Origin of the sequence: Streptomyces armeniacus (assembly GCF_003355155.1) — a bacterium.
GTDB lineage: Bacteria > Actinomycetota > Actinomycetes > Streptomycetales > Streptomycetaceae > Streptomyces > Streptomyces armeniacus.
Map to the genome: position 1 here is coordinate 8,057,484 of NZ_CP031320.1, position 25,766 is coordinate 8,083,249.

The 25,766-nt window shown below is 69.6% G+C and carries 11 protein-coding genes, 1 rRNA gene, 17 pseudogenes and 1 riboswitch; of the genes and pseudogenes, 13 read left to right on the forward strand and 16 right to left on the reverse strand.

The genetic code is table 11. From position 1 onward, the window contains the following. Positions 1–100: 100 nt before the first annotated feature. From DVA86_RS34800 to DVA86_RS34810, 3 genes are read right to left on the reverse strand one after another with little or no spacing between them, the layout of a single operon-like run. A complete protein-coding gene (locus DVA86_RS34800; RefSeq protein ID WP_245997832.1) occupies positions 101–1,150 on the reverse strand; it encodes an AAA family ATPase in 1,050 nt (349 codons plus the stop codon). Next, on the reverse strand, positions 1,066–2,529 hold the full coding sequence (locus tag DVA86_RS34805) for an acyltransferase domain-containing protein (protein ID WP_208884227.1): 1,464 nt from the start codon (positions 2,527–2,529) through the stop codon (positions 1,066–1,068). The genes DVA86_RS34800 and DVA86_RS34805 overlap by 85 nt, the downstream gene beginning before the upstream one ends. Further along, positions 2,424–3,854 carry a sulfate adenylyltransferase subunit 1 gene (locus DVA86_RS34810; protein WP_245997499.1) on the reverse strand — a complete coding sequence of 477 codons (1,431 nt, stop codon included), beginning with the start codon at positions 3,852–3,854 and terminating at the stop codon, positions 2,424–2,426. The genes DVA86_RS34805 and DVA86_RS34810 overlap by 106 nt, the downstream gene beginning before the upstream one ends. 193 nt (positions 3,855–4,047) lie before the next feature. Between DVA86_RS34810 and DVA86_RS34815 the strand changes: the two are divergent. Beyond that, a pseudogene (locus tag DVA86_RS34815) lies at positions 4,048–5,025 on the forward strand (beta-ketoacyl reductase); the annotation flags it as partial. Positions 5,026–5,113: 88 nt separating this feature from the next. Here the strand turns inward: DVA86_RS34815 and DVA86_RS34820 are convergent. Beyond that, positions 5,114–6,079: an SAM-dependent methyltransferase gene (locus tag DVA86_RS34820; RefSeq protein ID WP_245997833.1), complete on the reverse strand. Its 966-nt coding sequence runs from the start codon at positions 6,077–6,079 to the stop codon at positions 5,114–5,116. A gap of 892 nt (positions 6,080–6,971) precedes the next feature. Continuing rightward, positions 6,972–7,337, reverse strand: a complete 366-nt coding sequence (locus tag DVA86_RS35870; RefSeq protein ID WP_245997501.1) for a hypothetical protein — start codon at positions 7,335–7,337, stop codon at positions 6,972–6,974. Positions 7,338–7,343: 6 nt separating this feature from the next. Between DVA86_RS35870 and DVA86_RS34830 the strand changes: the two genes are divergently transcribed. Continuing rightward, positions 7,344–8,150 (forward strand): DUF3109 family protein, encoded by an 807-nt coding sequence (locus DVA86_RS34830; RefSeq protein ID WP_245997834.1) that lies wholly within the window; start codon positions 7,344–7,346, stop codon positions 8,148–8,150. Between the two features lie 341 nt (positions 8,151–8,491). Here the strand turns inward: DVA86_RS34830 and DVA86_RS34835 are convergent, their stop codons facing one another. Continuing rightward, complete coding sequence (locus DVA86_RS34835) at positions 8,492–9,574, reverse strand: IS630 family transposase (RefSeq protein ID WP_425471018.1); 1,083 nt, start codon at positions 9,572–9,574, stop codon at positions 8,492–8,494. 429 nt (positions 9,575–10,003) lie between these two features. Here DVA86_RS34835 and DVA86_RS34840 point away from each other — a divergent pair. Continuing rightward, a pseudogene (locus DVA86_RS34840) lies at positions 10,004–10,690 on the forward strand (beta-ketoacyl reductase); the annotation flags it as partial. Here the strand turns inward: DVA86_RS34840 and DVA86_RS34845 are convergent. After that, positions 10,690–11,670 (reverse strand): annotated as a pseudogene (locus DVA86_RS34845) (IS481 family transposase); the annotation flags it as partial. The pseudogenes DVA86_RS34840 and DVA86_RS34845 overlap by 1 nt on opposite strands. Before the next feature lie 353 nt (positions 11,671–12,023). On the opposite strand from DVA86_RS34845, the pseudogene DVA86_RS34850 reads away from it, so the two are divergent. The 3 genes and pseudogenes from DVA86_RS34850 to DVA86_RS34860 form a co-directional block, all read left to right on the forward strand. Beyond that, positions 12,024–12,773: pseudogene (locus DVA86_RS34850) on the forward strand (condensation domain-containing protein); the annotation flags it as partial. A 117-nt stretch (positions 12,774–12,890) separates the two neighbouring features. After that, on the forward strand, positions 12,891–13,253 hold the full coding sequence (locus DVA86_RS34855; RefSeq protein WP_208884233.1) for a metallopeptidase family protein: 363 nt from the start codon (positions 12,891–12,893) through the stop codon (positions 13,251–13,253). Positions 13,254–13,782: 529 nt separating this feature from the next. Then, the gene (locus DVA86_RS34860; RefSeq protein ID WP_208884234.1) at positions 13,783–14,667 is read left to right on the forward strand and encodes an IS982 family transposase; all 885 of its coding nucleotides are present in this window, start codon (positions 13,783–13,785) and stop codon (positions 14,665–14,667) included. A gap of 23 nt (positions 14,668–14,690) precedes the next feature. Here DVA86_RS34860 and DVA86_RS36410 read toward each other — a convergent pair. The 3 genes and pseudogenes from DVA86_RS36410 to DVA86_RS35875 all read right to left on the reverse strand — a co-directional run. Then, positions 14,691–15,554: pseudogene (locus DVA86_RS36410) on the reverse strand (SDR family NAD(P)-dependent oxidoreductase); the annotation flags it as partial. 50 nt (positions 15,555–15,604) lie between these two features. Continuing rightward, a pseudogene (locus DVA86_RS36415) lies at positions 15,605–17,314 on the reverse strand (AMP-binding protein); the annotation flags it as partial. Then, the gene (locus tag DVA86_RS35875) at positions 17,244–18,245 is read right to left on the reverse strand and encodes a polyketide synthase dehydratase domain-containing protein (protein ID WP_245997835.1); all 1,002 of its coding nucleotides are present in this window, start codon (positions 18,243–18,245) and stop codon (positions 17,244–17,246) included. The pseudogene DVA86_RS36415 and the gene DVA86_RS35875, both read right to left, overlap by 71 nt. Here DVA86_RS35875 and DVA86_RS34875 point away from each other — a divergent pair. After that, positions 18,240–18,827: pseudogene (locus DVA86_RS34875) on the forward strand (thiamine pyrophosphate-dependent enzyme); the annotation flags it as partial. The gene DVA86_RS35875 and the pseudogene DVA86_RS34875 sit on opposite strands and share 6 nt — an antisense overlap. A 32-nt stretch (positions 18,828–18,859) precedes the next feature. Here DVA86_RS34875 and cysD read toward each other — a convergent pair. Beyond that, positions 18,860–20,578 (reverse strand): annotated as a pseudogene (gene cysD, locus DVA86_RS36065) (sulfate adenylyltransferase subunit CysD); the annotation flags it as partial. Between cysD and DVA86_RS34885 the strand changes: the two are divergent. Further along, a pseudogene (locus DVA86_RS34885) lies at positions 20,552–21,154 on the forward strand (AMP-binding protein); the annotation flags it as partial. The pseudogenes cysD and DVA86_RS34885 sit on opposite strands and share 27 nt — an antisense overlap. 243 nt (positions 21,155–21,397) lie before the next feature. Then, a riboswitch (cobalamin riboswitch) is annotated at positions 21,398–21,612 on the reverse strand. Between the two features lie 157 nt (positions 21,613–21,769). Beyond that, positions 21,770–22,183, forward strand: a pseudogene (locus tag DVA86_RS35885) (AMP-binding protein); the annotation flags it as partial. 57 nt (positions 22,184–22,240) lie between these two features. On the opposite strand, the pseudogene DVA86_RS34890 reads toward DVA86_RS35885, so the two are convergent. The 3 pseudogenes from DVA86_RS34890 to DVA86_RS34900 form a co-directional block, all read right to left on the reverse strand. Further along, positions 22,241–22,762 (reverse strand): annotated as a pseudogene (locus DVA86_RS34890) (GTP-binding protein); the annotation flags it as partial. Then, positions 22,726–23,208: pseudogene (locus DVA86_RS34895) on the reverse strand (flavodoxin-dependent (E)-4-hydroxy-3-methylbut-2-enyl-diphosphate synthase); the annotation flags it as partial. The pseudogenes DVA86_RS34890 and DVA86_RS34895, both read right to left, overlap by 37 nt. Then, positions 23,177–23,644 (reverse strand): annotated as a pseudogene (locus DVA86_RS34900) (amidase family protein); the annotation flags it as partial. The pseudogenes DVA86_RS34900 and DVA86_RS34895, both read right to left, overlap by 32 nt. On the opposite strand from DVA86_RS34900, the pseudogene cysC reads away from it, so the two are divergent. After that, positions 23,639–24,061, forward strand: a pseudogene (gene cysC, locus DVA86_RS34905) (adenylyl-sulfate kinase); the annotation flags it as partial. The pseudogenes DVA86_RS34900 and cysC sit on opposite strands and share 6 nt — an antisense overlap. Here the strand turns inward: cysC and DVA86_RS36420 are convergent. Together DVA86_RS36420 and DVA86_RS34915 are read right to left on the reverse strand one after the other, a co-directional pair. Continuing rightward, a pseudogene (locus DVA86_RS36420) lies at positions 24,001–24,228 on the reverse strand (hypothetical protein); the annotation flags it as partial. The pseudogenes cysC and DVA86_RS36420 overlap by 61 nt on opposite strands. A gap of 2 nt (positions 24,229–24,230) precedes the next feature. Then, positions 24,231–24,434: pseudogene (locus tag DVA86_RS34915) on the reverse strand (sulfate adenylyltransferase subunit CysD); the annotation flags it as partial. A gap of 97 nt (positions 24,435–24,531) precedes the next feature. Between DVA86_RS34915 and DVA86_RS36425 the strand changes: the two are divergent. The 3 genes and pseudogenes from DVA86_RS36425 to DVA86_RS35070 all read left to right on the forward strand — a co-directional run. Further along, positions 24,532–24,816 carry a CurL C-terminal domain-containing protein gene (locus tag DVA86_RS36425; RefSeq protein WP_425471019.1) on the forward strand — a complete coding sequence of 95 codons (285 nt, stop codon included), beginning with the start codon at positions 24,532–24,534 and terminating at the stop codon, positions 24,814–24,816. After that, positions 24,810–24,941 (forward strand): annotated as a pseudogene (locus tag DVA86_RS34920) (adenylyl-sulfate kinase); the annotation flags it as partial. The gene DVA86_RS36425 and the pseudogene DVA86_RS34920, both read left to right, overlap by 7 nt. A 54-nt stretch (positions 24,942–24,995) precedes the next feature. Next, a 23S ribosomal RNA gene (locus tag DVA86_RS35070) occupies positions 24,996–25,766 on the forward strand; the annotation flags it as partial.

Here is a 25,766-nt window from a genome sequence, read left to right on the forward strand (position 1 = left end):
GTGATCGCTGGTGTGAATGGCTAGAGGGGTGACTGACCGTTGTGTGTTTGCAACTGTACTGCGCGCAGCGGGGGCCACTCCGCGGGACTCGTCGGCGGCGTCAGCTGTGTATGAGAGACAGGGCGAGGGCGTTCACGGGGTTGCCGGTGTTCTTGCTGACCAGTTCGGCTACCGTGTCGCGGTCTTCCAGCGGGGCGATGCCGACGAGGTTGGCGAAGGCTGCGGTGGTGCCGAGGACGTCGGCGATCTTCTGAAAGGCGATCAGTTCGCGGAGTTGGGGGGCCCAGCCCAGTTCTCCGACTTCCTGTCGCCGGGCGATCTGCCGGGCCACGCGTACGGCGGTGCGGTTGATCTTCAGGGAGGCGGCGAGGTCGTAGTCGGATCCCACTTGGATCTGTACGGAGAAGCGGCTGGAGAGGGCCTCGGTCAGTACGGCACCGTGTACGCCCGGGTTGTGACCGGCGATGACGTAGAAGCCGTCGGCAGCCGTGATGGTTTCGCCCTTGTGGGCTTTGACCTGGATCTGGCGACGGCCGTCCATGGCCGGATACAGCGCTGCCAGCACCTTCGGGGAGATCAGCGTCGCATCGTCCAGCAGGAGGGCGCGGCCCTGTTGCATGGCTTCGACCAGGGGCCCGTAGACGAACTCGTAACCGCCGTCGGCGCGTTGGGTGTACTCCCCGATGAGGTCGCCGACCTCGGTGTCACCGTCACCGGCAACCGTGATCAGGTCGGGGAAGGCTGCCTCGATCAGGGAGGTCTTGCCCGTTCCCGGCGGCCCGTACAGCAGCACCGGCACCCCCGCCTCGCGCAGCCGCCGCAACGCCTCCGTGTCCGGCAACTCCGCCAGCGCTCTGGGGTGGTACTGCTGCCCGTTCGGGCGGGTCACCGGGGCGGGCCGTGCTCCGGACGACGTGCTCGTCGTGGGACCGGCCGGTTTCGGGCTGCGCCGTGGCGCGGGCGGGCCCGGGGTACTGGGGGCGCTGGGGTTGGGCACCGTGACGACGGCGCACTGCGCGGCTGCTGCGGTGGTGGCTGTCGCCCGGTAGGTGCGGGGGGACTGCGTTACGCGTTCCGCTTCCCCGCGTGCCACCAGGGTCTCGCACGCGTTCCCCACCGCTCCGCCGGAATGCCCGAGTCGTTTGGCGATTTCGGTGACGCTGAAACAATCGGATGCTGCGGCGGCCAGAACCTGTCGCTTATACACTTCTGACGCTGCCGACGAAGGCATCGGTGGTAGGGTCGGTAGTTGCAGGACCATGTAAAAAACAAAACGACTACCTCCCCTACAAGTACACAGCCGGTGTGGTGGGCGGCGTGGAGGGCGAGTTCGACGTAGGCGGTGCCGGGGAGGATGACGGTGTCGAGTACGGCGTGGTCGGCGAGCCAGGGGTGGGTGTCGAGGGCGAGCCGTCCGGTGAAGAGGTGGCCGCCGTCGGGTAGTTCGGCGGAGGCGCCGAGAAGCGGGTGCCCGGCGTCGTCCAGCCCGGCGGTGCCGACGTTGGAGGCTGCGGGCGCGGCAAGCCAGTAGGGCTGGTGCTGGAAGGGGTAGGTGGGGAGTTCTACGGGACGGGTGGGCTGGTGGGGGTAGAGCGCAGCCCAGTTGGGGGTGGTGTCGTGGGTCGTCGTCCAGGTGGTGGTGAGTGCGGTGAGGAATTGGGTGGGGCTGTGGTGGTCGCGGCGGAGGGTGCCGGTGATGGTGGCCTGGGTGTCCAGTTCTTCGAGCGCGTCTTGGATGGCGGTGGTGAGGACTGGGTGTGGGCTGGTTTCGATGAAGACTTGGTGGCCGTCGGCATTCAGTGCGGTGAGGGTGTCGTGGAAGCGGACGGTGCTGCGGAGGTTGGTGTACCAGTAGTCGGCGTTCAACCGGTCGGTCTGGTGAAGGGCTCCGGTGACGGTGGAGTAGAACGGCACCGTGCTGGTGGTGGGGGTGAGGTCGGCGAGTTCGGTGAGGATGTGTTCGCGGATGGGTTCGACGTGGGGGGAGTGGGAGGCGTAGTCGACGGGGATGGTGCGGGCGCGTATGCCGTCGGTGCGGCAGGTGGTGACGTACTCCTCCACGGCCGCCGTCTCTCCGGCGATGACCGTCGAACTCGGGCCGTTGTGGGCGGCGATGGTGATTCGCTCGCCGAAGGCGGTGAGGTCGACGCCGGTTGCGGGCAGCGGGATGGAGGCCATGGTTCCCGTACCGGCCAGGGCGACCAGCGCGCGGGAGCGCAGGGCGACTGTCTTGGCGGCGTCGTTGAGGGTGAGGGCTCCGGCGATGTGGGCTGCGGCGATCTCGCCTTGGGAGTGGCCGATGACCGCGTCGGGCTGGATGCCGTGGTGTTGCCAGAGGCGGGCGAGGGAGACCATCACCGCGAAGAGGACGGGCTGGATGACTTCGACTCGTTCCAGGGTCTCCGCGTGCTCCTCCGGATGGGTCAGTACGTCGATGAGTGACCAGTCGGTGTGCGGGGCGAGGGCGTCGGCGCAGGCGTGCAGGTGCTGGGCGAACACCTGGGAACTCGTGAGGAGTTCGCGTGCCATGCCTGGCCATTGCGAGCCCTGGCCGGGGAAGACGAACACCGTCTTGCCCGTTCGGCGAAGGCGTTGCCGGCCATGCCGGCGGTGAGGGTGGTGCCGTCGGCGGGGTCGATGAGGAGGAAGGAGCCGGTGCGGCGGGAGTCGGCGTAGGGGTCGATGGGCAGTGCTTCGGCGGTGCGCAGGACGACGCGTCCGATGTCGTTGGCGAGGAGTTCGCCGGGGACGGGGTGCTGGGAGAGGTCGTCGAGGGTGAGGCGGGAGGGGATGTCCTTGACGATGGCTTTGACGGTGCGGGTGGCGTGTTTGAGCAGGACGCGGTCGCCGGGTTTCAGGGGGCGGTCGGCGACGTGGCAGACGGTGGCGGTGAGGTCCTGGCTGGGGCGTACGGCGGCCTGTGCGGGGGCGATGAGGTCGCCGCGGGAGATGTCGAGGTCGTCGGTGAGGCGGAGGGTGACCGACTGGGGTGCCCAGGCGGAGTCGACGGACTGGCCGAGTGCGTCGATGGCCTCGATGGTGCTGGTGCGGCCGGAGGGCAGGACGGTGACGCGGTCGCCGGTGTGGAAGACGCCGGAGGCGATCTGGCCGGCGTAGCCGCGGTAGTCGGGCAGTTCGGGGGTCTGGGGCCGGATGACGTACTGCACGGGGAAGCGTGCGGGGTCGCCGGAGGGGTCGTGGGAGACCGGGACGGTCTCCAGGTGTTCCAGGACGGTGGGTCCGCCGTACCAGTCCATGAGGGGGGAGGCGGTCACGACGTTGTCGCCTTGGAGGGCGGAGATGGGGATGGCGGTGATTTCGGGGACGCCGAGGGTGGCGGCGTAGCGGGTGAACTCGTCGGCGATGGTGGCGAAGACGGTCTCCTGGTAGCCGGCGAGGTCCATTTTGTTGACGGCGAGGACGACGTGGGGGACGCGGAGGAGGGCGGCGACGGCGGCGTGGCGGCGGGTCTGTTCGACGACGCCGTTGCGGGCGTCGACGAGGACGACGGCGAGTTCGGCGGTGGAGGCGCCGGTGACCATGTTGCGGGTGTACTGCACGTGGCCGGGGGTGTCGGCGAGGATGAAGCGGCGCCGGGGGGTGGCGAAGTAGCGGTAGGCGACGTCGATGGTGATGCCCTGTTCGCGTTCGGCGCGGAGGCCGTCGGTGAGCAGGGCGAGGTCGGGCGCGTCCTGGCCGCGGTCGTGGGAGGCGCGTTCGACGGCTTCGAGCTGGTCGCTGAGGACCGACTTGGAGTCGTGCAGCAGCCTGCCCACGAGCGTGGACTTCCCGTCGTCCACACTCCCGGCCGTGGCGAAACGCAGCAGCGAAGTCGCGGCCGTCCAACTCACCACCAGCACCCACCACACCGCCCTCCACCTCACCACCACCACAAACCAACCCCTCGCCACCATCACCAACCTCACCACCCGCACCATCACCCCCCAACAACTCCAGCAGGCCACCTCGCACCGGAACGCGTTGTTCCAGCTGGCGTGGGAGCCGTACGCGCTCCCGCAGACCGGCGCCTCTGACACCTCGGGGTGGATGGTGCTGGGAGAGGACGGCCACGGCTTCGCACACCGTACGGACATCAATTCCGTGACAGACGCCCCGGAAGTGCTGCTCCTGCCCTGCCTCAACGAGCCGGATGACGCCCCGCACGAGGCCGCACACGCCGTAACCGAACACGTCCTGCGCACAGTGCAGGACTACCTCACGGCGGAACAGCTTGCCGACACCCGCCTGGTGATCCTCACCCAGGGCGCGGTCGCCACCAGGCCCGAAGAGGACGTACGAGACCTCGCGGCAGCCGCCGTATGGGGCCTGATCCGCACCGCCCAGAACGAGAACCCCGACCGACTGCTGCTCATCGACACAGACGGCACGGACGCCTCATGGCACGCGCTCCGCTCGGCTGTTGGTACCGGCGAGAACCAACTCGCCCTGCGGGACGGCGCAGCCCACACCCCCCGCCTCGTCCGCCCGGCTCACGAAAGCGGCGAAACCCCGGCCCTGAACCCGGACGGCACCGTAGGCGAAACCCCGGCCCTGGACCCGGACGGCACCGTACTGGTCACCGGAGCCACCGGCACCCTCGGCACCCACCTCACCCGCCACCTCGTACGGGTACACGGCGCCCGCCACCTCCTGCTGGCCAGCCGCAGCGGACCCAACGCACCCGGCGCCACCGAACTACACGCCGAACTGGAGGCGTTGGGCGCCCACGTCACGATCACCGCCTGCGACACCGCCGACCGCGACGCCCTCGCCCAGGTACTCGACGCGATCCCGGACGAGCACCCCCTCACCGCCGTCTTCCACACCGCCGGCGTCCTCGACGACACCACCCTCACCAGCCTCACCCCCGAACGCCTCCACCCCGTCCTGCGTCCGAAGGTCGACGCCGCCTGGCACCTCCACACCCTCACCCAGGACAAGAACCTCACCGCCTTCGTCCTCTACTCCTCCATCGCAGGCACCCTCGGCAACCCCGGACAAGCCAACTACGCCGCCGCCAACACCTTGGCCCGGCGCGTACGGGGGCCCGGCGCGTACGCGGGCCTGGCGCGTACGGGGGCGGGTGGCGTACGAGTGCGGGAGTGCGTACGGCTCAGGCGAAGGGGTCGCCCATTCCCACCGGGCACACCAGCCAGGTGAAGGCGCCCAGGCCGGCCGGGTCGGTCAGTTCGGCGGCCTCGCCCGCCGTGCGCAGTGCGCGTACGTACGCCGCAGCGTCCGTGGACGCCCAGGACAGCGGAGGGCGGCCGCCGTGCACGCCGAGGGCGTGCAGCGCCGCACGCTGGGTGTGCGGCGTGCCGCCGCGCCCCGCGTGCGCGCCGGCGGCGGCGCACGCGTCCAGCGCGACGTGCGCGGTGAGGTCGCGGGTGCCGTCGGGGACGGCGCGTACCTCGCGTCCGTCGAGGTAGCCGGTAAGGGTGCCGAAGGACGGCCGGGCGTCGCGCGTGTGCGCGTAGTCGACGGCGACGGCGAGGCCGCGCGCCAGCGTGCCCGCTGCCGCCGCCCACGCGGCGTCCCGAGGGCGGCCGATCTCCGCGCGCAGTCCGGGTTCGGGGTCCAGCGGCCACCAGCGCTCCAGCCACTCGGCGTCCGCGCCGTCGACGGGCGGTCCGAGCCGTTCGCGGCCGGCGGGGTCCACGAGGACGTAGCGGGGGACGCCCGCGTCGTCCACCTCGGCGACGTCGAGCGGCACGTTGTCGAGCCACTCGTTGGCGAACACCAGGCCGGTCACCGAGCCGGCCGCTGGCAGCGCGTCCCGCCACTCGACGCGGGCGTCGAGCGCGGGCGGCCGGGGGGCGCGCTCGACCGCGTACGGGCGCAGACGGCGCGCGAGGGGTTCGTCCACCGCGTCGAGCACCCCCGTGTGCAACTCACCGCGGCCCGCGCCCACGTCCAGCAGCGCCAGTTCGGCGGGCCGGCCGAGCGCGGCGTCCACGCGGGCCGCCAGCCGGGCGACGGCCTGCGCGAACAGCTGTGAGGCGTGCACGGACGTACGGAAGTGGGCCCCGGGCTCCTCGCGTACGAAGAAGCCGCGCGGCCCGTAGAGCGCCCGCTCCATCGCCGTACGCCAGCGGACGGGCTCACTCCCCCCGGCGTCCCCGCCCTGTCCCTTATACACCGCTGACTGTGCCGACGAACGGCTGAGGTGTGGTCCTCGCTGTCGTCGGAGCATTAAACAATAAATAAGTAAAGCGGTCTTTCGCGTCCGGGGTGGGGGCGCTGCTTGCCGGCGCGGCCGGTGCGGTGGGCGCGGCCTGTGCGCCGGGGGCGGCGGAGGCCGTGGGGACGACGGCCACGGCCAGGGTGAGAGCGGGGACGGCGACAACGGTGGCGGCGCGGCGCGTTCGCCGCCACGCCTGTGCCGTCCTGTGGGATCTTGCGCCGGCTCTTGCCCCGAAGTCTGCGCGCATCACGCACCAACCTTCCGCGGATCGTGCGGAGTCGGTGCGCTCCGCCCCCTGAGTCGCCCGGCCCGTACGGGAGATACGCACCGGATGCGACAACGATGTCACGGGGGCGATTCTTCAGCCCGCGCATGCCCGCGGCAACCCCTTGCCGGTGGCGTTCCGGCCAACCTCGGGTGTCCGTACGGCGTCCGCGTGGCTGGACGACCGCTGTCCGTCAGCGGGCCGACAGCCCCGTGGCACGGTGCGCCTTTCGCCGTGGCGGAGGGCCGTCCTCAATCGCCGGACCGGCTGGATTGGGCTCATGACGGTGACGCGCTGACGGCAGTCGCAGCGGCGGTAACCCAACAGCCGTGCACACGGGCTGGAACGAACCCGTTGCAGCGACACTTCGACCGCAGTCGCGCGACAGCCAGAACGTAGTAGCGGCGCACAACTGCCAGTACCGCCGCAGGCAAGGTCGAACACCCGCCAAATCAAGCCCGTCCGGCGATTGAGGACGAACCCCGGCCCACCACCGGGCCGCACCCGGTGGCAGCGACGTCGTCAGCTGCGGCGGCGCATCCGGCGCAGGCGCGAGAACACGACGCCGACGGCCACCACCGCGGCCACCGCCGCCGCGGCGCGCTTGAGCACCGGGGTGCCGGCGGTGCGCAGCAGGTCGATCGGCTCGGCCGCGGCGGGGGGCGGGGCGGAAGCGGACCCCGGATCGGAACCGGAACCAGAACCGGAAGCAGCGCCGGAACCGGAAGCGGTGTCGGAGTCCGTACCCGAATCCGTACGGGACGCTTCCCCGGACTTCCCCGCCTCCCCCGGTTCCCCCGCTGTCGCTTCTACACTGCTGACGATGCCGCTGAAGGCCTCTGTGTAGATCCTGATGGTCGCCGTACACTTACTTACTGAGAGCTCCACGTAGCCCTGACACACCGTCCTCAGCCCGGGGGGTCCGCGGGGCCTGGGGCTCAGGCGGGGCCGCGCGCCGAGGAGACCGGGCTGGACTTCGCCCGCGCCTGGGTGGAGTTCCCCGACCCGGCCGACCCCGAACAGGTCTTCCGCTGCGACCTGACCTGGCTGACCTCCAAGTGGAACTGCATCTTCGGACGCGGCTGCCAGGGCATCCAGGAAGGCCGCGACACGGATGGCTGCTGCACGCTGGGCGCGCACTTCTCCGACGAGGACGACGAACGCCGCGTCGCCGAACACGCGGCCCGGCTGACGCCGGAGACCTGGCAGTTCCACGACGTCGGCACCAAGTCCGGCTGGACCCAGCTCGACGACGACGGCGAACGCCAGACCCGCCGCTGGAAGGGCGCCTGCATCTTCCACAACCGCCCCGGCTTCCCCGGCGGCACGGGCTGCGCCCTCCACACCCTCGCCCTGCGCGAAGGGCGCGAGCCCCTGGAGACCAAGCCCGACGTCTGCTGGCAGCTGCCGATCCGGCGCACCTTCGAGTGGGTGGAACTGCCGGACGGCGAGCAGCTGCTCTACGTCTCCATCGGCGAGTACGACCGCCGCGGCTGGGGCTCCGGCGGCCACGACCTGCACTGGTGGTGCACGTCTGCGCCGTCGGCACACGGCGCGGGCAAGGCGGTGTACGAGTCATACCGCCCGGAACTCATCGAACTGATGGGCCCCGCGGGCTACGAGCGCCTCGCCGAACTGTGCGCGGAGCGCCTCTCCTCCCAACTGCCGCTGCTGGCGCCGCATCCTGCGGATCCTGTGTAGCCGTACGTTGCGGCTGCGGCCGCCGCGGATTCCGCCGGACCCGGCGTGTCGTGGCCGATCGCCGTCGCGGCGGGAGGGGCGTGGCGGTTCCCCGCCGCGCCCCCCCTGACCGCCGTCGCGCACAGGCGCCACAGGCCGTCGCGAATTCCGCCGGACCCGCGGCGTCGTGGCTGGCCGCCGTCGCGGCGGGAGGGGGGCGGTTGGCCGTCGTGCGCGGCGGGCGCCAGGGCGGGGGGACCGGGCCGTGGGCCGGGGGGCCGGCCCTAAACACCTACGGCGGTCCCGGCGGAGCGCTTAGGTGTATGCCCAGGCGGTGTGGGGAGCAGCTAAACAGAACATAACTAGTCTTCTGAGTCGGGAATTCTGTTCAGATAGCTGGCGAGGCGTTCGAGGATCTCGTCTGCGGTCTTGGTCCACACGTAGGGCTTGGGGTCGGTGTTCCATGCGGTGATCCAGGCACGGATGTCTTTCTCCAGGGCGTGGACGGTCTTGTGGACGCCGCGCCGTATCTGTTTGTTCGTCAGCTCGGCGAACCAGCGCTCCACCAGGTTCAGCCAGGACGACCCGGTGGGCGTGAAATGCAGGTGGAAGCGGGGATGGGCCAGCAGCCAGGTCTTGATCGCCGGTGTCTTGTGGGTGGCGTAGTTATCCAGCACCAGGTGCACCTCAAGCCCCGCGGGGATCTCCTTTTCCAGCTTGATCAGGAACTTCCTGAACTCCTCGGCCCGGTGCCGGCGGTGGAGAGAACCGATCACCTTGCCGGTGGCCACCTCCAGCGCGGCGAACAGGGTGGTCGTGCCCGCGCGCACATAGTCGTGGGTGACCCGCTGCGGGACACCCGGCATCATCGGCAACACCGGCTGGGAGCGATCCAGGGCCTGGATCTGCGACTTCTCATCCACGCAGAACACCAACGCCCGCTCGGGCGGGTCCAGATACAGGCCGACCACGTCGTGCACCTTGTCGATGAAGTACGGGTCCGTCGACAGCTTGAAGGACTCCGTGCGGTGCGGCTGGAGGCCGAAGGCGCGCCAGATCCGCGAGACGGCCGACTGTGACAGGCCCATCTCGCGCGCCATCGCCCGCGTCGACCAGTGCGTAGCGTTCTTCGGCGTGCTCTCCAGTGTCCGCTGAACCACTGCGGCGACCTGCTCGTCCGTGACCGTCCGGGGACCACCCGGGCGCGGCATGTCACCCAGCCCGGCGATCCGGTGCTCGACAAACCGCGCCCGCCACCGGCCCACCGCATGCGGTGTCGCACCCAACCGCGCCGCAACATCCTTGTTCGTCGCGCCGGTAGCGCACTCCAGGACGATCCGGCACCGCAGAGCCCATGCCTGCGGCGTGGAACGGCGCCGCACCCACCCCTCCAGTGCCGCCCGCTCCTCCTCCGACAGAATCAACTCGGCCTTCGGCCGCCCAATACGCGCCACCAGGCAACCCTACACATCTGAACCGTCCAACTCACCACCAGCACCCACCACACCGCCCTCCACCTCACCACCACCACAAACCAACCCCTCGCCACCATCACCAACCTCACCACCCGCACCATCACCCCCCAACAACTCCAGCAGGCCACCGAGAACGCCGTCCCCGCGCACGTCCTCCGTTGGACGCCGCTCACGAGTCCGGCGCACGCGCCTCATCTCGCGCCGTGGGCGCTGCTGGACACCGAGTTGGGCGGCGGGACGGCGGGCGGCTGGTACGGGGAGGAGCCGGGGGCCGAGCGCACGTACGCCGACCTGGACGCGCTCCGCGAGGACGTCGCCGCGCAGGAGCAGGGGCAGGCACCGGCGACCGTGCTCGTCCGCTGCTCCGCCGCCGAAGCAGATGCCGCGATGCCGGTCCCCTCGGCCGTCCACGGCACGGCAGAACGCGCCCTGACCCTGGTGCAGGAGTGGCTGGCGCACGAGGAGTTCGCCGACTCGCGGCTGGTGGTGGTGACGCGCGGTGCGGTGGCCACATCGGACGAGGGAGACGTACGGGACCTGGCAGGCGCCGCCGTATGGGGCCTGGTCCGCAGCGCGCAGAACGAGCACCCGGACCGGCTGCTCCTGGTGGACCTCGACGACCAGTCGGCTTCGTGGGACGCCCTGTCCACCGCGCTGGCCGCCGCCACCGACGCCGGGGAGACTCAACTCGCCCTGCGTGACGGCTCCCCCTACACGCCGCGTCTGACGCGCGTATCCGCCGACGAGCGGGGCGAGGCCCCGGCTCTGGACCCGGACGGCACCGTACTGGTCACCGGAGCCACCGGCACCCTCGGCAGCCTGCTTGCCCGCCATCTCGTACGGGAGTACGGCGCCCGCCACCTGCTGCTGACCAGCCGCAGCGGACCCAACGCACCCGGAGCCACCGAACTACACGCCGAACTGCAGGCGTTGGGCGCCAGCGTCACGATCACCGCATGTGACACGGCAGACCGGGACGCGTTGGCCAGCCTCCTGGACACGGTCCCGGACGCACACCCCCTCACCGCCGTCTTCCACACCGCCGGCGTCCTCGACGACACCACCCTCACCAACCTCACCCCCGAACTGTATTGACCCGCAGGGTTGTTGACGCGGGTGATGGGCGGGTGTCCGTCGAGTGCGGTGTGGCAGCGGTGGTGGTTGTAGGTGTGGAGGAAGTTTGCCAGGGCTGCGGTTCGCTCGGTGTTCGAGGTGTAGGGCCGCGGGTAGGCCCATTCGTCGAGGAGGGTGCGGTTGAAGCGTTCGACCTTGCCGTTTGTCTGGGGACGGTAGGGCCGGATCTTCTTGTGGGTGATGCCGGCCGCGGTGAGGGTCTGGGTGAACAGCTTGGATTTGTAGCAGGCGCCGTTGTCGGTCAGTACGCGTTCGACGGTGATGCCGTGAGCGGTGAAGAAGGCGTTCGCGCGCTGCCAGAAGGCGATGGCAGTGTGCTGTCGTTCGTCGGGCAGGACTTCGCTGTAGGCCAGGCGGGAGTGGTCGTCGACGGCGGAGTGGATGTAGCTGTAGCCGATCACCGGGGTGGAGCTCTTGCGCTTGGTGGTGGTGGCCTGGCGGTTGCGGTCACCGGCCGTGCGGCCGAGGGTTCGCCAGCCGCCGCCGTCGGGGATGTTGCCGAGCTTCTTGATGTCGATGTGGATCAGCTCTCCTGGCCTGGCCCGTTCGTAGCGGCGGATCGGTTCGCCGGTGGGCCGGTCGAGCCAGGCCAGTCGGTTCAGGCCGTGCCGGAGAAGGATGCGGTGCACGGTCGAGGCGGGAAGGCCCAGGATCGGGCCGATGCGTGCCGGACCGAGTTTGCGTTCGGTCCGCAGCCGGCAGACACGGCTTTCGATGGCGGCCGACGTCCGGTGCGGGGTCGTGCGGGGCCGGCTGGAACGGTCAGCGAGGCCGGCATCGCCCTCGGAATGCCAGCGACGGACCCACTTGTGGGCCGTGGGCCGGGATATGCCCATTTCCGCAGCGACATGCGCGACCGGGCGACCGGACAGGACGCGTTCGACCAGGATCCTCCTGCCGTGAACGGTCAGCCGGGCATTACGGTGGGACACGAAGACCTCCGTGTGCGGTGAAGCCTAGACACCTCCACCACACCGGAGGTCTTCGCCGTGATCAAGACCGGCCCCCGGCACCCCGCAGCCCGTGCCAGATCTTGCGCACCTGCGGTGCCAGCCCCTCCAGCGGGCCGTCGTTGTCGATCACCACGTCTGCCACCGCCCGCCGCTCCTCCCGCGTCCCCTCCGCCCCCCTCCGGCCTCGGGCCTCCGCCTCCGCCACGCCGCGCACCCCTACCAGCCGGCCGCGTTCGGGTCTCGGCACCGCGCCCACCGCCATCCTCCCCACGTAAACCCGCTCGACGCCGACCCCGGCGAGCACGGCGCCAACCCGCACGCACACCGCCGACGCGCCGGGCCGCAGCGGCAAGGTGCTCCTGGAGCTGCCCGCCGCCACCGGACAGGCGCTGCGCGACCTGTCCACGGAGACCGGAACCAGCATGTTCATGCTGTTCCAGGCCGCCACCGCGAGCCTGCTGCACCGGCTCGGGGCGGGCGAGGACATCCCGCTCGGCGCCCCCATCGCGGGCCGTACGGACGACGCGCTCGGCGAACTCGTCGGGTTCTTCGTCAACACCCTCGTCCTGCGCACCGACCTGACCGGCGACCCCACCTTCCGCGAACTCCTCGCCCGCGTACGCGAATCGGCGCTGGCGGCGTTCGAGCACCAGGACCTGCCCTTCGACCAGGTCGTGGAGGCCCTCAACCCGCCCCGCCTGGCCGGCCGCAACCCGCTGTTCCAGGTCATGCTCGGCTACCACTACCGCCCCGACGGCGACCCGGACGTACTCGGCATGGCCACCGAGTGGTTCGACATGGACACCGGAATGGCCAAGTTCGACCTCCACTTCACCTTCGTGGACGAGGCGGGCCGCGACCGTCTGGTGCTGCTCCTGGAGTACGCCGCCGACCTGTGTGACGAGGGTACGGCGGAGCGGTTTGCGGGGTGGCTGGTGCGGTTGTTGGAGGGGGCTGTTGCGGATCCGGATTGTGCGGTGCGGGATGTGGAGGTGCTGGCGGATTCCGAGCGGCGTGTGGTGGTGGGGGAGTGGAATGCCACCGGGCGTGTTGTTGAGGCGGTGACGTTGCCGGAGTTGTTCAACTAGTAGTCAGGACACAGCGGGCGGCACCTCTTCGTGGGGGGGAAGAGAGAGAGTTGTATAAGAGACAGGGCCGGGGCCGTGCGCCGCCAGGGCTCCGTACCCGACAATGGGCGGGTGCTGGAGATGACGCGCGAGGAGTTCGAGGAACTGGTGTCCCAGGCCCTTGACCGGATCCCGCCCGAGCTGACGAGGCTCATGGACAACGTGGCGGTGTTCGTCGAGGAGGAGCCGCCGGCCCACGATCCCGACCTGCTGGGCCTCTACGAGGGGACGCCGCTCACCGAGCGCGGGGAGTGGTACGCGGGGGTGCTGCCGGACCGGATCACGATCTACCGCGGTCCGACCCTCCGCATGGTCGCCGCCGAGGGCGGCGACCATGAACTCGTCGTCGAGGAGGTCGAGGTGACGGTCGTACACGAGATCGCCCACCACTTCGGCATGGACGACGAACGGCTGCACGCGCTCGGCTACGGGTGACGCCCGGCGCCGACGACCCGCTGACGGGTGAGGGGCGTCCCGGTTACGGGTGAAGCGGCGCTCGGGGTCCGGGCGGCGCGCGGCACGCGCCCGTACGACCGTCGCCGCGCCTGTGCGCCACGGCGTACGCGCGCCCCTCGCGGTCCGGCGCCAGGGACGGGCGCGTGCCGGACGCGCGCCGGAGGCGTGCCGAGCGCGCGCGTGTCCTCCGGCTGACGGCGGGAGTTGGGTAGGGGGCCCGTATCCCGCCCGCCCCGTCACCGCCCCGTCACCCCGGAGGGCCTGCCGTGCGCTGAAAAAAAAAAAATACAACCATTAGCTGTCCCATCCTCTGTCACGATCAAATCCTTATCTATTTCTGCGTGCGCCTCTTTCTCCTTCGGACCCTCGGTCACCTGCTCGATCCTATCAGTGCCCCCATCATTGTCACACCCTACATTCGCCTTTGTCTATCACCGCCCTACTAGATGAATGAGTCCGATGTCGGTGCTGGTCGCGACCATGGCGAAGGGCGCCCGTTGGTCAGTGTGTGAAGACAAACCTGGACGCCCTTCTGGCGGCACTGTACGTGTTCATCGACGACCACGTGGCTCCTTGTCGCCGGATCGGGCGACCCCCGAAACTGACGGACGCGGAACTGTTGTGCCTGGCGGTGGCGCAAGTCCTCCTCGGCTTCTCCTCGGCCCGGCACTGGCTCCGTTTCGCCCACGCCCGGCTGCCGCACCTCTTCCGGTATCTGCCCCAACAGTCCGGCTACACCAAACGGTTGAACGCGGCGGGACCACTGATCTCCCAGGTCATCGAGGCTCTGGCCCGGCAGGTTCCCACCTGGAGTGACGATCTGCGGCTGATCGACTCCACGCCGGTGCCCTGCGCCGCATCCCGGGAGACGGTCAAGCGCTCCGACCTGGCCGGGTGGGCCGGATACGGCTTCTGCCGCAGCCACTCCCGCTTCTTCTGGGGCCTGCGGCTCTACCTGGTCACCACCGCCGAGGGCATGCCCATCACCTGGTGCCTGGCCAACCCGAAACTCGGCGAGCGCGAGGTCATGACCGCCCTGCTGACCCGCGAGCATCACCTCATGCGCGCGGGACAGGTCATCCTCGCGGACAAGGGCTTCGCCGGCCGGGAGTTCGAGGCGTTCCTCGCCGAGGACCTCGGCGTGCATCTCGTCCGTCCCGACCGCCGGGACGAAACCGCCAGGCATGGCCGTCTCGCCCGCTCCCGGCAGTGGATCGAGGCCGTCTTCGACACCCTCAAAGGCCAGCTCAGTCTGGAAGACCACGGCGGCAGAACCCCCGCCGGAGTCTTCGCCCGCACCGGTCAACGCCTCCTCGCCCTGGCCACGGCCATCTGGCACAACTGGACCACCGGAGCCCGAAGCAAACGATCTCTCATCGCCTACGACCACTAAGAACATCGGACTCATTCATCTAGGTCGGGGGTCAGCGAGCCGATCACGCCGTCGTCCAGAACGCCCGCCGTGTGCACGACGCCCGTCAGCGGACGGTCGGCGGGAATGCCCGCGAGCAGACCCTTCAGCGCGTCACGGTCAGCGGCGTCGCAGGCCGCCAGGGTGACCTCCGCACCCGCCGCACGCAGCTCCTGCGCCAACTCGGCCGCACCCGGCGTCTGTTCGCCGCGCCGGGAGGCGAGTACGAGGTGCCGCATGCCGCGTTCGGTGACCAGGTGGCGGGCCACCAGCGCGCCCAGACCCCCGGTGCCGCCGGTGACGAGCACCGTGCCCGCCGGGTCGAGCGGCGCCGGAACGGTCAGCACGACCTTGCCCACGTGCCGCGCCTGCGACAGGAAGCGGAACGCCTCCGGGGCGCGCCGTACGTCCCAGGTGGCGACGGGGAGGGGGCGGAGGACGCCCGCTTCGAAGAGGGCGACGAGTTCGCCGAGCATCTCGCCGATGCGGTCGTGTCCGGCCTCCCACAGGTCGAAGGCGCGGTAGGCGACGCCTTCGTGGTCGGCGGCGACCTTCTCCGGCTCCCGGACATCGGTCTTGCCCATCTCCAGGAACCGGCCACCACGCGGCAGCAGCCGCAACGACGCGTCCACGAACTCCCGCGCCAGCGAATCCAGCACGACATCCACACCACGGCCACCCGTAGCCGCCAGGAACCGCTCCTCGAACTCCAGATCACGCGACGACGCGATATGCGCCTCGTCCAGACCCGACGCCCGGAGGGTGTCCCACTTCCCCGGACTCGCCGTACCGAACACCTCCGCACCCAGATGACGGGCCAACTGCACGGCAGCCATGCCCACACCACCGGCAGCCGCATGCACCAGCACCGACTCCTCCCGACGCACACCACCCAGATCCACCAGCGCGTAATACGCCGTCAGGAACACGATGGGAGCCAGAAACGCTGCCGCTGGAAGGCGTACGTGGGCAGCGCAACCGTACGGGCACCCGCGAACAGCACACCCCAGTCCGGCGACAGACCATCCACATGCAGCCGGCCGACACCCGTCAGCAACGCCTCCGCTTCCGGACGGTCCTTCCGCAGCAGCGGCACGAGGGCCGCCTCGGCCGGAGCCGACGCCTGCGCCATCGCCGTCAGCGTGCCGTCCGGGCCGATCTCCACAAACCGCTGCACGCCGCGCTCCGCCAGCGTGGTCACACCGTCCGCGAAGCGCACCGCCTCACGCACATGCCGCACCCAATACTCCGGCGAACACAACTCCTCCGCAGAGGCCAGCCCACCCGTCAGATTCGACACCACAGCAGCGGAAGGAACCCCATAGGACACCGAATCCGCCACCCGACGGAACTCCGCCAGCATCGGCTCCATCAACGGCGAATGAAACGCATGGCTGACAGAGAGACGACTCGTACGGCGACCCTCCGAACGGAAGTACCCCGCGATCTCCTCCACCGCGTCCTCGGCACCGGAAACCACCGTCGAAGAGGGCCCGTTCAGAGCGGCAATCGACACCCGATCGGCACGGCCCTCCAACAGCGGCAGCACCTCACCCTCGGACGCCTCCACAGCCACCATTCCGCCACCGGACGGAAGCGCCTGCATCAACCGCCCACGCGCAGCAACCAAGCGACACGCATCCGCAAGCGACCACACACCCGCCACATACGCCGCCGCCAACTCACCAATGGAATGACCCACCAGGAAGTCCGGACGCACACCCCAAGACTCCACCAGCCGGAACAGGGCGACTTCGAACGCGAACAACGCAGGCTGCGTAAACCCGGTCTCACTCAGCGCGGCGGACAGTGCCTCACCACTGCACAGCACACGCCGCAGACCCGTGCACCGGGCGACAGTCGACTCCTCCAGGAACAGCTGAAGCATCGACGGCACGAAATGCACCGTCGTCACAGCCCGTTCCCGGATCAGCCCGGCCAGATACGCCGGGTCCTTGTGGCCCTCCGGCTTCGCCAGCACCAGACCCGCACCCGTGATCAGCGGCCAGAAGAACTCCCACACACTCACGTCAAAACTGGACGGCGTCTTCTGCAACACACGATCCCCGGCGTCCAGCCCGTAGGTGTCCTGCATCCACAGCAACCGGTTCACAATCCCCCGATGCGGAACCACCACACCCTTCGGAGTCCCCGTCGAACCGGACGTGTAGATCACATACGCCGCACTCAACGGATCGTAAAACACCGGCAGTTCACCCTCCGGCCCCGCCGGAAGCACCCCGTCCAGCACGCACACCGCACCCGCGTCCCGCAGCATCCACTCCCGACGCTCCACCGGATACTCCGGATCCACCGGCACATACGCCGCGCCCGCACGGTGCACCGCCAGCAACGCCACCACCAGCTCCACCGAACGCGACAGCCCAACCCCCACCACACTCTCCGGACCCACACCCGACCCCGCCAGCACCCGAGCCATACGCTCCACCCGCGCATCCAACTCCGCGTACGTCACCACCTGATCCTCGAAGACCACGGCAGTCGCATCCGGCGTACGAGCCACCTGCGCCCGGAACAACTCCGGCAACGTCACCGCCTCAACAACACGCCCGGTGGCATTCCACTCCCCCACCACCACACGCCGCTCGGAATCCGCCAGCACCTCCACATCCCGCACCGCACAATCCGGATCCGCAACAGGTGGCCTGCTGGAGTTGTTGGGGGGTGATGGTGCGGGTGGTGAGGTTGGTGATGGTGGCGAGGGGTTGGTTTGTGGTGGTGGTGAGGTGGAGGGCGGTGTGGTGGGTGCTGGTGGTGAGTTGGACGCGGAGGTGGTGAGTGGGCTGGTTGCTGGTCGGGGTGTGGTGGGTGACGCCGTTCCAGGCGAAGGGGAGGGGGATGTTGGAGTTGGTGGGGTCGAGTTGGTGGTCGGGGTGGAGGAAGAGGGTGTGGAGGGCTGCGTCGAGGAGTGCGGGGTGGAGTGTGTAGTGGGTGGGGTTGGTGTCGTTGGTGAGGCTGATTTCGGCGTAGAGGGTGTCGCCGTGCTGCCAGGCGGTGTGCAGGCCCTGGAAGGCAGGGCCGTAGTCGAGACCGCACCTGCTCAGGCGCTCGTACAGGCCCTCGGTACTGACCGCCTGCGCACCTGCGGGCGGCCACGCCGCCTCGTACGCGGCGGGCTGCGGCTGCGGCTCGCCGGCCGGGCCCAGATTGCCCGTGGCGTGCTGCGTCCAGGCCGCCTCGCGTGCGCCGTCGGCGTTGGCGCGCCGTGAACGGATGGTGACGCCGCAGAATCCGGCGTCGCTGACCGGTCCGGTGACGACCTGAAAGTCCAGGGCGCCCTGTTCGGGCAGTACGAGCGGTGCCTGGAGCGTGAGGTCTTCGATCCGGTCGCAGCCGGTGTGGTGGGCGGCGTGGAGGGCGAGTTCGACGTAGGCGGTGCCGGGGAGGATGACGGTGTCGAGTACGGCGTGGTCGGCGAGCCAGGGGTGGGTGTCGAGGGCGAGCCGTCCGGTGAAGATTCTTGCGTGACGCCCCTCCCTACTGGATCGTAGCCTATCAGGAGGGGGGGGGCGGGAGAGGGGTATAAGGGACAGGCCCAGGACCTGGCGCTGGAACGGGAGTTGCTGGCCGCAGTGCGGGCTGCGCTGCCGGACGACGCGCCCAGCTTCTGGGACATGACGATCCTGGGCTACTGGGCCTGGTCCGGTTTCGACCCGCGCGCCGGAGCGATGCACTCCGCGCAGGGGGCGGGCGGCCTCGGCTATGCGTTTCCCGCGGCGCTCGGTGCGGCGGTGGCGGAGTCGGCGGCGGTCGGGGGGCGTTCGGCTGATGCCGCCGCGCCCCGTCCCGTGCTGGCGGTCTCCGGCGATGGCGGTGCCATGTACTCCCTCGCCGAACTCGCCACCGCACGCCAGCACGCCCTCCCCGTCACCTGGCTCATCGTCGACGACGGCGGCTACGGCATCCTCCGGGAGTACATGAACGAGTCGTTCGGCGCGGCCACCGGCACCGAGCTGGCACGCCCGGACTTCGCGGCCCTCGCCGAGTCGTTCGGCGTCCCCGCGGTCCGCACCCGGCCCGCGCGGTTGTGTGCAGATCTGGCTGCGGCGCTGGCGGAACCGGGCCCGTCGGTCGTGGTGTTGTCGGCTGTGCCGCGTATGTTTGCGTCGACGTGCCGTTGACTTGTGTCGGGCGCTGTATGTGCGCCTGTCGTACGGCCACGCGTACGCACGCCCGCTGTACGGTCACCCGCGCGTGTTCGGCCACGCGCGTGTACGAGCGCGACCGCCGTTCGGGCCTTGCCCCGCGCCGTACGTCCCGCCCGTTCTGCGCGGAGGCGGGAGGCGGTGATTTCGGTGATGACCTTGTCCACGGTGTCGGCGTCGGAGTCGACGGCGCCGGTGCAGGACATGTCGCCGACGGTGCGGTAGCGCACCTGGCGGGTCTCCAGGGTTTCGTCGTCGGTGGGGCCGCCCCAGTCGCCGGGGGCGAGCCACATGCCGGCGCGGTGGAAGACGGGGCGCTGGTGGGCGTAGTAGATGGCGGGGAGTTCGATTTTCTCGCGGGCGATGTACTGCCACACGTCCAGCTCCGTCCAGTTGGACAGCGGGAAGACGCGGACGTGCTCGCCCGGCGAGTGGCGGCCGTTGTAGAGCTGCCAGAGTTCGGGGCGCTGGCGGCGGGGGTTCCAGGCGCCGAATTCGTCGCGGAGGGAGAAGACGCGTTCTTTGGCGCGGGCTTTCTCTTCGTCGCGGCGTCCGCCGCCGAAGACGGCGTCGAAGCGGTTGCCGGTGATGGCGTCCAGCAGGGGGACGGTCTGGAGGGGGTTGCGGGTGCCGTCGGGGCGTTCGCGCAGGCGTCCGTCGTCGATGTAGTCCTGGACGTGGGCGATGTGGAGGCGCAGGCCGTGGGTGGTGACGGTGTGGTCGCGGTGGTGGAGGACTTCGGGGAAGTTGTGGCCGGTGTCCACGTGCAGCAGGGCGAAGGGCAGTGGTGCGGGGGCGAAGGCCTTGAGTGCCAGGTGGAGCATGACGATGGAGTCCTTGCCGCCGGAGTAGAGGATCACCGGGCGTTCGAACTCCCCGGCGACCTCCCGGAAGACGTGCACCGCCTCCGACTCCAGCGCGTCCAGATGCGACAACGCGTACGGGAACGGCACCACAGGAGTCCTGGGCTCCAACGGCGCCAGAGCCGTCAGGATCGCCTCGCGGATCTCCTCCACGTGAGCGGAGTGGGAGGCGTAGTCCACCTCGATACGGCGCGCCCGGATCTCCCGCCGCTCACACGTCACCATGAGCTCATCCAGAGCGTCCGCGTCACCGGAAACGACCACCGCGGACGGCCCGTTGACGGCGGCGACCGAGATACGGCCGTCCCACGCGGCGATCAGCCCATCCACATCCGCACGCGGCTGCGCGACCGACACCATCCCGCCACGACCCGCCAGCGCCGTAATGGCCTGGCTCCGCAACGCCACCACACGAGCACCGTCCTCCAGCGACAGCGCACCGGACACACACGCGGCGGCGATCTCACCCTGCGAATGACCCACCACAGCAGCAGGCTGCACACCGTGAGAGCGCCACACCTCCGCGAGGGACACCATCACCGCCCACAGCACCGGCTGCACGACATCCACCCGGTCAAAACCAGGCGCACCGTCCACACCCCGCAACACACCCGACAGCGACCAGTCCACATGCCGGGCCAGCGCCGCATCACACTCAGCGAACCGCGCCGCGAACACGGGGCTGCTGTCGAGGAGTTCACGCCCCATGCCGACCCACTGCGCCCCCTGACCCGGGAACACAAACACCGGACCACGCCCCGCACCGTCCTCCGGCACCGCACGCGACGGAGCAGCAGCCACCTCACCCAGACGCGCCACCAACGCATCCAGATCAGCCGGGAACGGGCTGTGACGACGGTGCATTTCGTGCCGTCGATGCTTCAGCTGTTCCTGGAGGAGTCGACTGTCGCCCGGTGCACGGGTCTGCGGCGTGTGCTGTGCAGTGGTGAGGCACTGTCCGCCTCGCTGGCCGCTCGCTGTCACACCCTGTTGTCTGCTGAGCTGCACAACCTTTACGGCCCGACGGAGGCGTCCGTCGACGTCACCGCCATCCAGCTCAGCCCCGGTGCCGAGGTGGTGCCGATTGGCCGCCCGGTGTGGAACACGCGTCTGTACGTTCTCGATGCAGGTCTGCGTCCCGTACCGCCGGGCGTGGCGGGGGAGTTGTATCTCGCGGGTGTGCAGCTCGCGCGCGGCTATCTCGAGCGACCCGGGCTGACCGCCGAGCGTTTCGTCGCCGACCCCTTCGGCGGCCCGGGTGAGCGGATGTACCGCACCGGCGACCTGGCCCGCTGGAGGGCAGAGGGAACGGTCGAGTATCTGGGCCGTAGCGACGACCAGGTGAAGGTCCGTGGCTTCCGTGTCGAGCCCGGCGAGATCGAAGCCGTCCTCGCCCGCCACGCCACAGTCGCCCACACCACCGTCTCCGTGCGCACTGAGTCGCCATGATCTTGCGCTAGACCTTCGTCGGCGGCGTCCGATTTGTGTAAGGGACAGACTCTCCTTCGCGAGTCGCGGAACGGACTCGGTGCGGGCACGCCGGTCCCTGTGCGCCGCGGTGCTGCGGCGGCGGGCGCGGCGGACCGGTCAGGAGGGAGAGACGGCAGCCGGAGCGGCACACGGAACGCCGTGCCCGCCCATCCGCCGACCCGCCCTCGAGGTCACCGAGATCACCGCGTACGGGGTCGTACGCGGGCAGTGGCAGGTCTTCGGACTCGCGGGCACACCGGACGGGTCCGGCGCCTACTGGCCGTCGCTTCCCAGGTCTCGCACCCAGTGCACGTGACGGCGTTCGTTCCCACTCACCGCTGCGGGGCAGTCCCGGAATCGCACCGGGTTCCCTCTTGTCGTCGCCTCCGCCTGGCGGGCGGCGCGAACCAGCTGCGTTTTCAACTCAACCACAGCCGGGGCGGAGGGCGGAAGCGGACACCGGGGACTGTCGCTTATACACACCTGACGCCGCCGACGAAGGGCGCGGTGGGGAGTTCGGGTGTCGCCGTAATCCCGGAGTTGTTCGGTGCGCGGGTGGCCGCGGTGCCGGATGAGGTGGCGGTGGTGTGCGGTGGGGCGTCGTTGACGTATGGGGAGTTGGGGGCGTGGTCGGACCGGCTTGCGGCGGTGTTGGTGTCGCGGGGTGTGGGTCCGGAGTCGGTGGTGGGTGTGGCGTTGCCGCGGTCGGTGGATGTGGTCGCGGTGTTGCTGGCGGTGGTGAAGGCGGGGGGTGTGTATGTGCCGGTGGATCCGGAGTATCCGGTGGAGCGGCTGGAGTTCATGCTGACTGACGCGTCGCCGGCGTTGGTGGTGACGGATCGTGCGAGTGCGGGGCGGTTGCCGGGGGGTTTCTGTCCGTTCGTGGTGCTGGATGCGGCGGAGACGGCGGCGGCGGTGGAGTCCGCCAGGCCGTTGGTCGAGATGCCTGCGGTGTCGGCGGATGCGTTGGCGTATGTGATGTACACGTCGGGTTCGACGGGTGTGCCCAAGGGTGTGGCGGTCACGCATCGTGCGGTGGTGGGGCTGGCGCGGGACGCTCTTGGCGTCGGCGCGGTGCCTGGCGTCGGTGGTGATGATCGGCGCGTCCGGCCCGATCTGCAACGCCTCCCGCACCTCCTCCGGCGTATACGGCTGATGCCCGTCAAAACCGTTCAACGCGATCACGAACGGCAGACCACTGTTCTCGAAGTAATCCACCGCCGGAAAACAGTCCGCCAACCGGCGCGTATCCACCAGCACCACCGCACCGATGGCACCCCGCACCAAGTCATCCCACATGAACCAGAAACGGTCCTGACCCGGCGTACCGAACAGATACAGAATCAGATCCTGATCCAACGTGATCCGGCCGAAGTCCATCGCCACCGTCGTGGTGGTCTTGTCCGCCGTATGCGTCAGATCATCGATCCCCGCCGAAGCCGACGTCATCACAGCCTCGGTACGCAGCGGATTGATCTCCGAAACCGCGCCGACGAAGGTCGTCTTACCCACGCCGAACCCACCAGCCACCACGATCTTGGCCGAGGTCCGTGCTCCTCGAACAGCGAGCACTCCCACAACGCCGACTCCACCAGCGCCTCCGGAGTCGCCTTCCCGTACTTCCGCAGCAGCCGCTTGTCCAGCGACCCCGCGTTCACCCCGATCCGGATCGGCGTCCCCGCCGCCGACGCCGCGTCCGCGATCTCCTTCACCTTGTCGTCGAACTGCTTGATGTTCCCCGGATTCACCCGCACCGCCGCACACCCGGCATCAATCGCCGCGAACACATACCGCGGCTGGAAATGAATATCCGCGATCACCGGAATCTGCGACTTCCGCGCGATGGTCGCCAGCGCGTCCGCGTCATCCTGCGTCGGACACGCCACCCGCACGATCTGACAGCCCGACGCCGTCAACTCCGCGATCTGCTGCAACGTCGCACCCACATCCGCGGTCTGCGTCGTCGTCATCGACTGCACGGACACCGGCGCGTCACCACCCACGGCCACCGGCCCCACCTGGATCTTCCGAGGGGAGGTAGCGCGGGGCCCGCCAGGCGTCCAGGCGGTGCTCCACCGCCGCGCCCAGGGACAGTAGCTTCGCGTCCTGCCGGTCGCCCGCCATCAGCAGGACGCCGACGGGCAGTTCGTCCACGAACCCGGCCGGCACCGACAGCGACGGGTACCCGGCCACGGCCGCCGGCGTGGACGACGGGATCACGTCGTCGTCGCCCCGCGCGCAGTCGGTCGTCCAGGCGGGCGGGTTCGTCGGTGAGGCGATGGCGTCCAGCCGGTGCTCGTTCATCGTCTCGTCGATGGAACGCCGGGAGAGGTCCTTCAACTCGGCGCGCATCGCCCGGTACTCGGGATCCGTCGTGGGCGGCGCGGCGAGGGCCTGCTCGAACAGCTCCTGCCCGGCGAAGCAGGTCTGCTCCTCCGGGTGGGAGCGGTTGAACTGGACGGGGACGAGATCCGCACGTTCCTCTCCGCCGGGCTGGGCTTCTCCGCCGAGGACCGGGACACCAACGTGCGGCGGATCGGCTTCGTCGCCGAACTGCTGGCCTCGCACGGCGTGAAGGCCCTGGTGCCGGTCATCGCGCCGTACGCGCACAGCCGCGAGGCCGTGCGCAAGCGGCACCAGGAGGCGGGCACCGGCTACCTCGAGGTGCACGTGGCCACCCCGGTGGAGGTCTGCTCCCGGCGGGATGTGAAGGGCCTGTACGCCAAGCAGGCCGCGGGCGACCTGTCCGGGCTGACCGGCGTGGACGACCCGTACGAGCTGCCCGAGGACCCGGACCTGCGGATCGACACCCAGGGCCGTACGGCCGAGGAGTCGGCGGCCGCACTGTACGCGCTGCTCGCTGAGAGGGGACTGGCGCGTTCGACGGCTTCGAGCTGGTCGCTGAGGACCGACTTGGAGTCGTGCAGCAGCCTGCCCACGAGCGTGGACTTCCCGTCGTCCACACTCCCGGCCGTGGCGAAACGCAGCAGCGAAGTCGCGGCCAGCGCGGCGTCGCCCGTGTCGATGGTGCTCGTGGAGGTCATGGTCAGAAGTACCCCTCGCGTTTGCGGTCTTCCATGGCGGCTTCGGAGAGTTTGTCATCCGCGCGGGTGGCGCCGCGTTCGGTCAGGCGGGAGGCGGTGATTTCGGTGATGACCTTGTCCACGGTGTCGGCGTCGGAGTCGACGGCGCCGGTGCAGGACATGTCGCCGACGGTGCGGTAGCGCACCTGGCGGGTCTCCAGGGTTTCGTCGTGCGGTACGAATGCGCATTTGATTGTTGAGGAGCCGCCGGTGGTGGGGGTGGAGGCTGTTGGGGTCTCTGCTTCTGGTGGGGTGGTTCCGTGGGTGTTGTCGGCGCGTTCGGGGGAGGCGTTGCGGGCGCAGGCGGAGCGGTTGGCTGTGTTTGTGTCGGAGCGTGGTGTGGATGTGGCGGGGGTTGGGTTTTCGCTGCTGACTTCGCGTGCGGTGTTTGAGCATCGTGCGGTGGTGGCGGGGTCTGATCTGGATGCGTTGGTGGCGCGTCTGGGTGAGGTGGCTGCTGCTCCGTCGCGTGCGGTGCCGGAGGACGGTGCGGGGCGTGGTCCGGTGTTTGTGTTCCCGGGTCAGGGGGCGCAGTGGGTCGGGGGCTGACCGGCGTGGACGACCCGTACGAGCTGCCCGAGGACCCGGACCTGCGGATCGACACCCAGGGCCGTACGGCCGAGGAGTCGGCGGCCGCACTGTACGCGCTGCTCGCTGAGAGGGGACTGGCATGAGCGGCACGGACCGGACGACGGACGGCACCGGCCCGGAACGGGAGCCGGAAGCGGAGGCCGCGGCGGCGACGCCGCTGGAGCCGTACGCGTTGTCGCATCTGGACGCGCTGGAGTCGGAGGCGGTGCACGTCTTCCGGGAGGTCGCCGGGGAGTTCGAACGCCCGGTGATCCTCTACTCCGGCGGCAAGGACTCCATCGTCATGCTCCCAACCAGGAGGTTGGCTTAGAAGCAGCCATCCTTGAAAGAGTGCGTAATAGCTCACTGGTCAAGTGATTCCGCGCCGATAATGTAGCGGGGCTCAAGCACACCGCCGAAGTCGTGTCATTGCAGCATTACCTTTAACGAGGGTTGTGATGGGTAGGGGAGCGTCGTGTGCCGGGTGAAGCAGCACCGTAAGGTAGTTGTGGACGGTTCGCGAGTGAGAATGCAGGCATGAGTAGCGATACGCACGTGGGAAACGTGTGCGCCGATTGACTAAGGGTTCCTGGGTCAAGCTGATCTGCCCAGGGTAAGTCGGGCCCATGCCTGCGGCGTGGAACGGCGCCGCACCCACCCCTCCAGTGCCGCCCGCTCCTCCTCCGACAGAATCAACTCGGCCTTCGGCCGCCCAATACGCGCCACCAGGCAACCCTACACATCTGAACGGAATTCCCGACTCAGAAGACTAGGGCCTGTCGTCAAAGTCCCGCCTTGCCCGCGACGCCCTGCACGCACATCTGCTGCGTTGTCGCACCGTCCGAGTAGCCCACTACGAGGACGGCACTCCGCCTTGCAGCTGCACGCGCCGGACGCCGTGGGCACCGCCTTCGGCGGACGGCGCTACT

Excerpts from the sequence above, each read along its gene's own strand:
- DVA86_RS34805 (WP_208884227.1), bottom strand. The coding sequence starts at position 2,529 with ATGGCACGCGAACTCCTCACGAGTTCCCAGGTGTTCGCCCAGCACCTG.
- DVA86_RS34820 (WP_245997833.1), bottom strand. The coding sequence starts at position 6,079 with ATGGAGCGGGCGCTCTACGGGCCGCGCGGCTTCTTCGTACGCGAGGAG.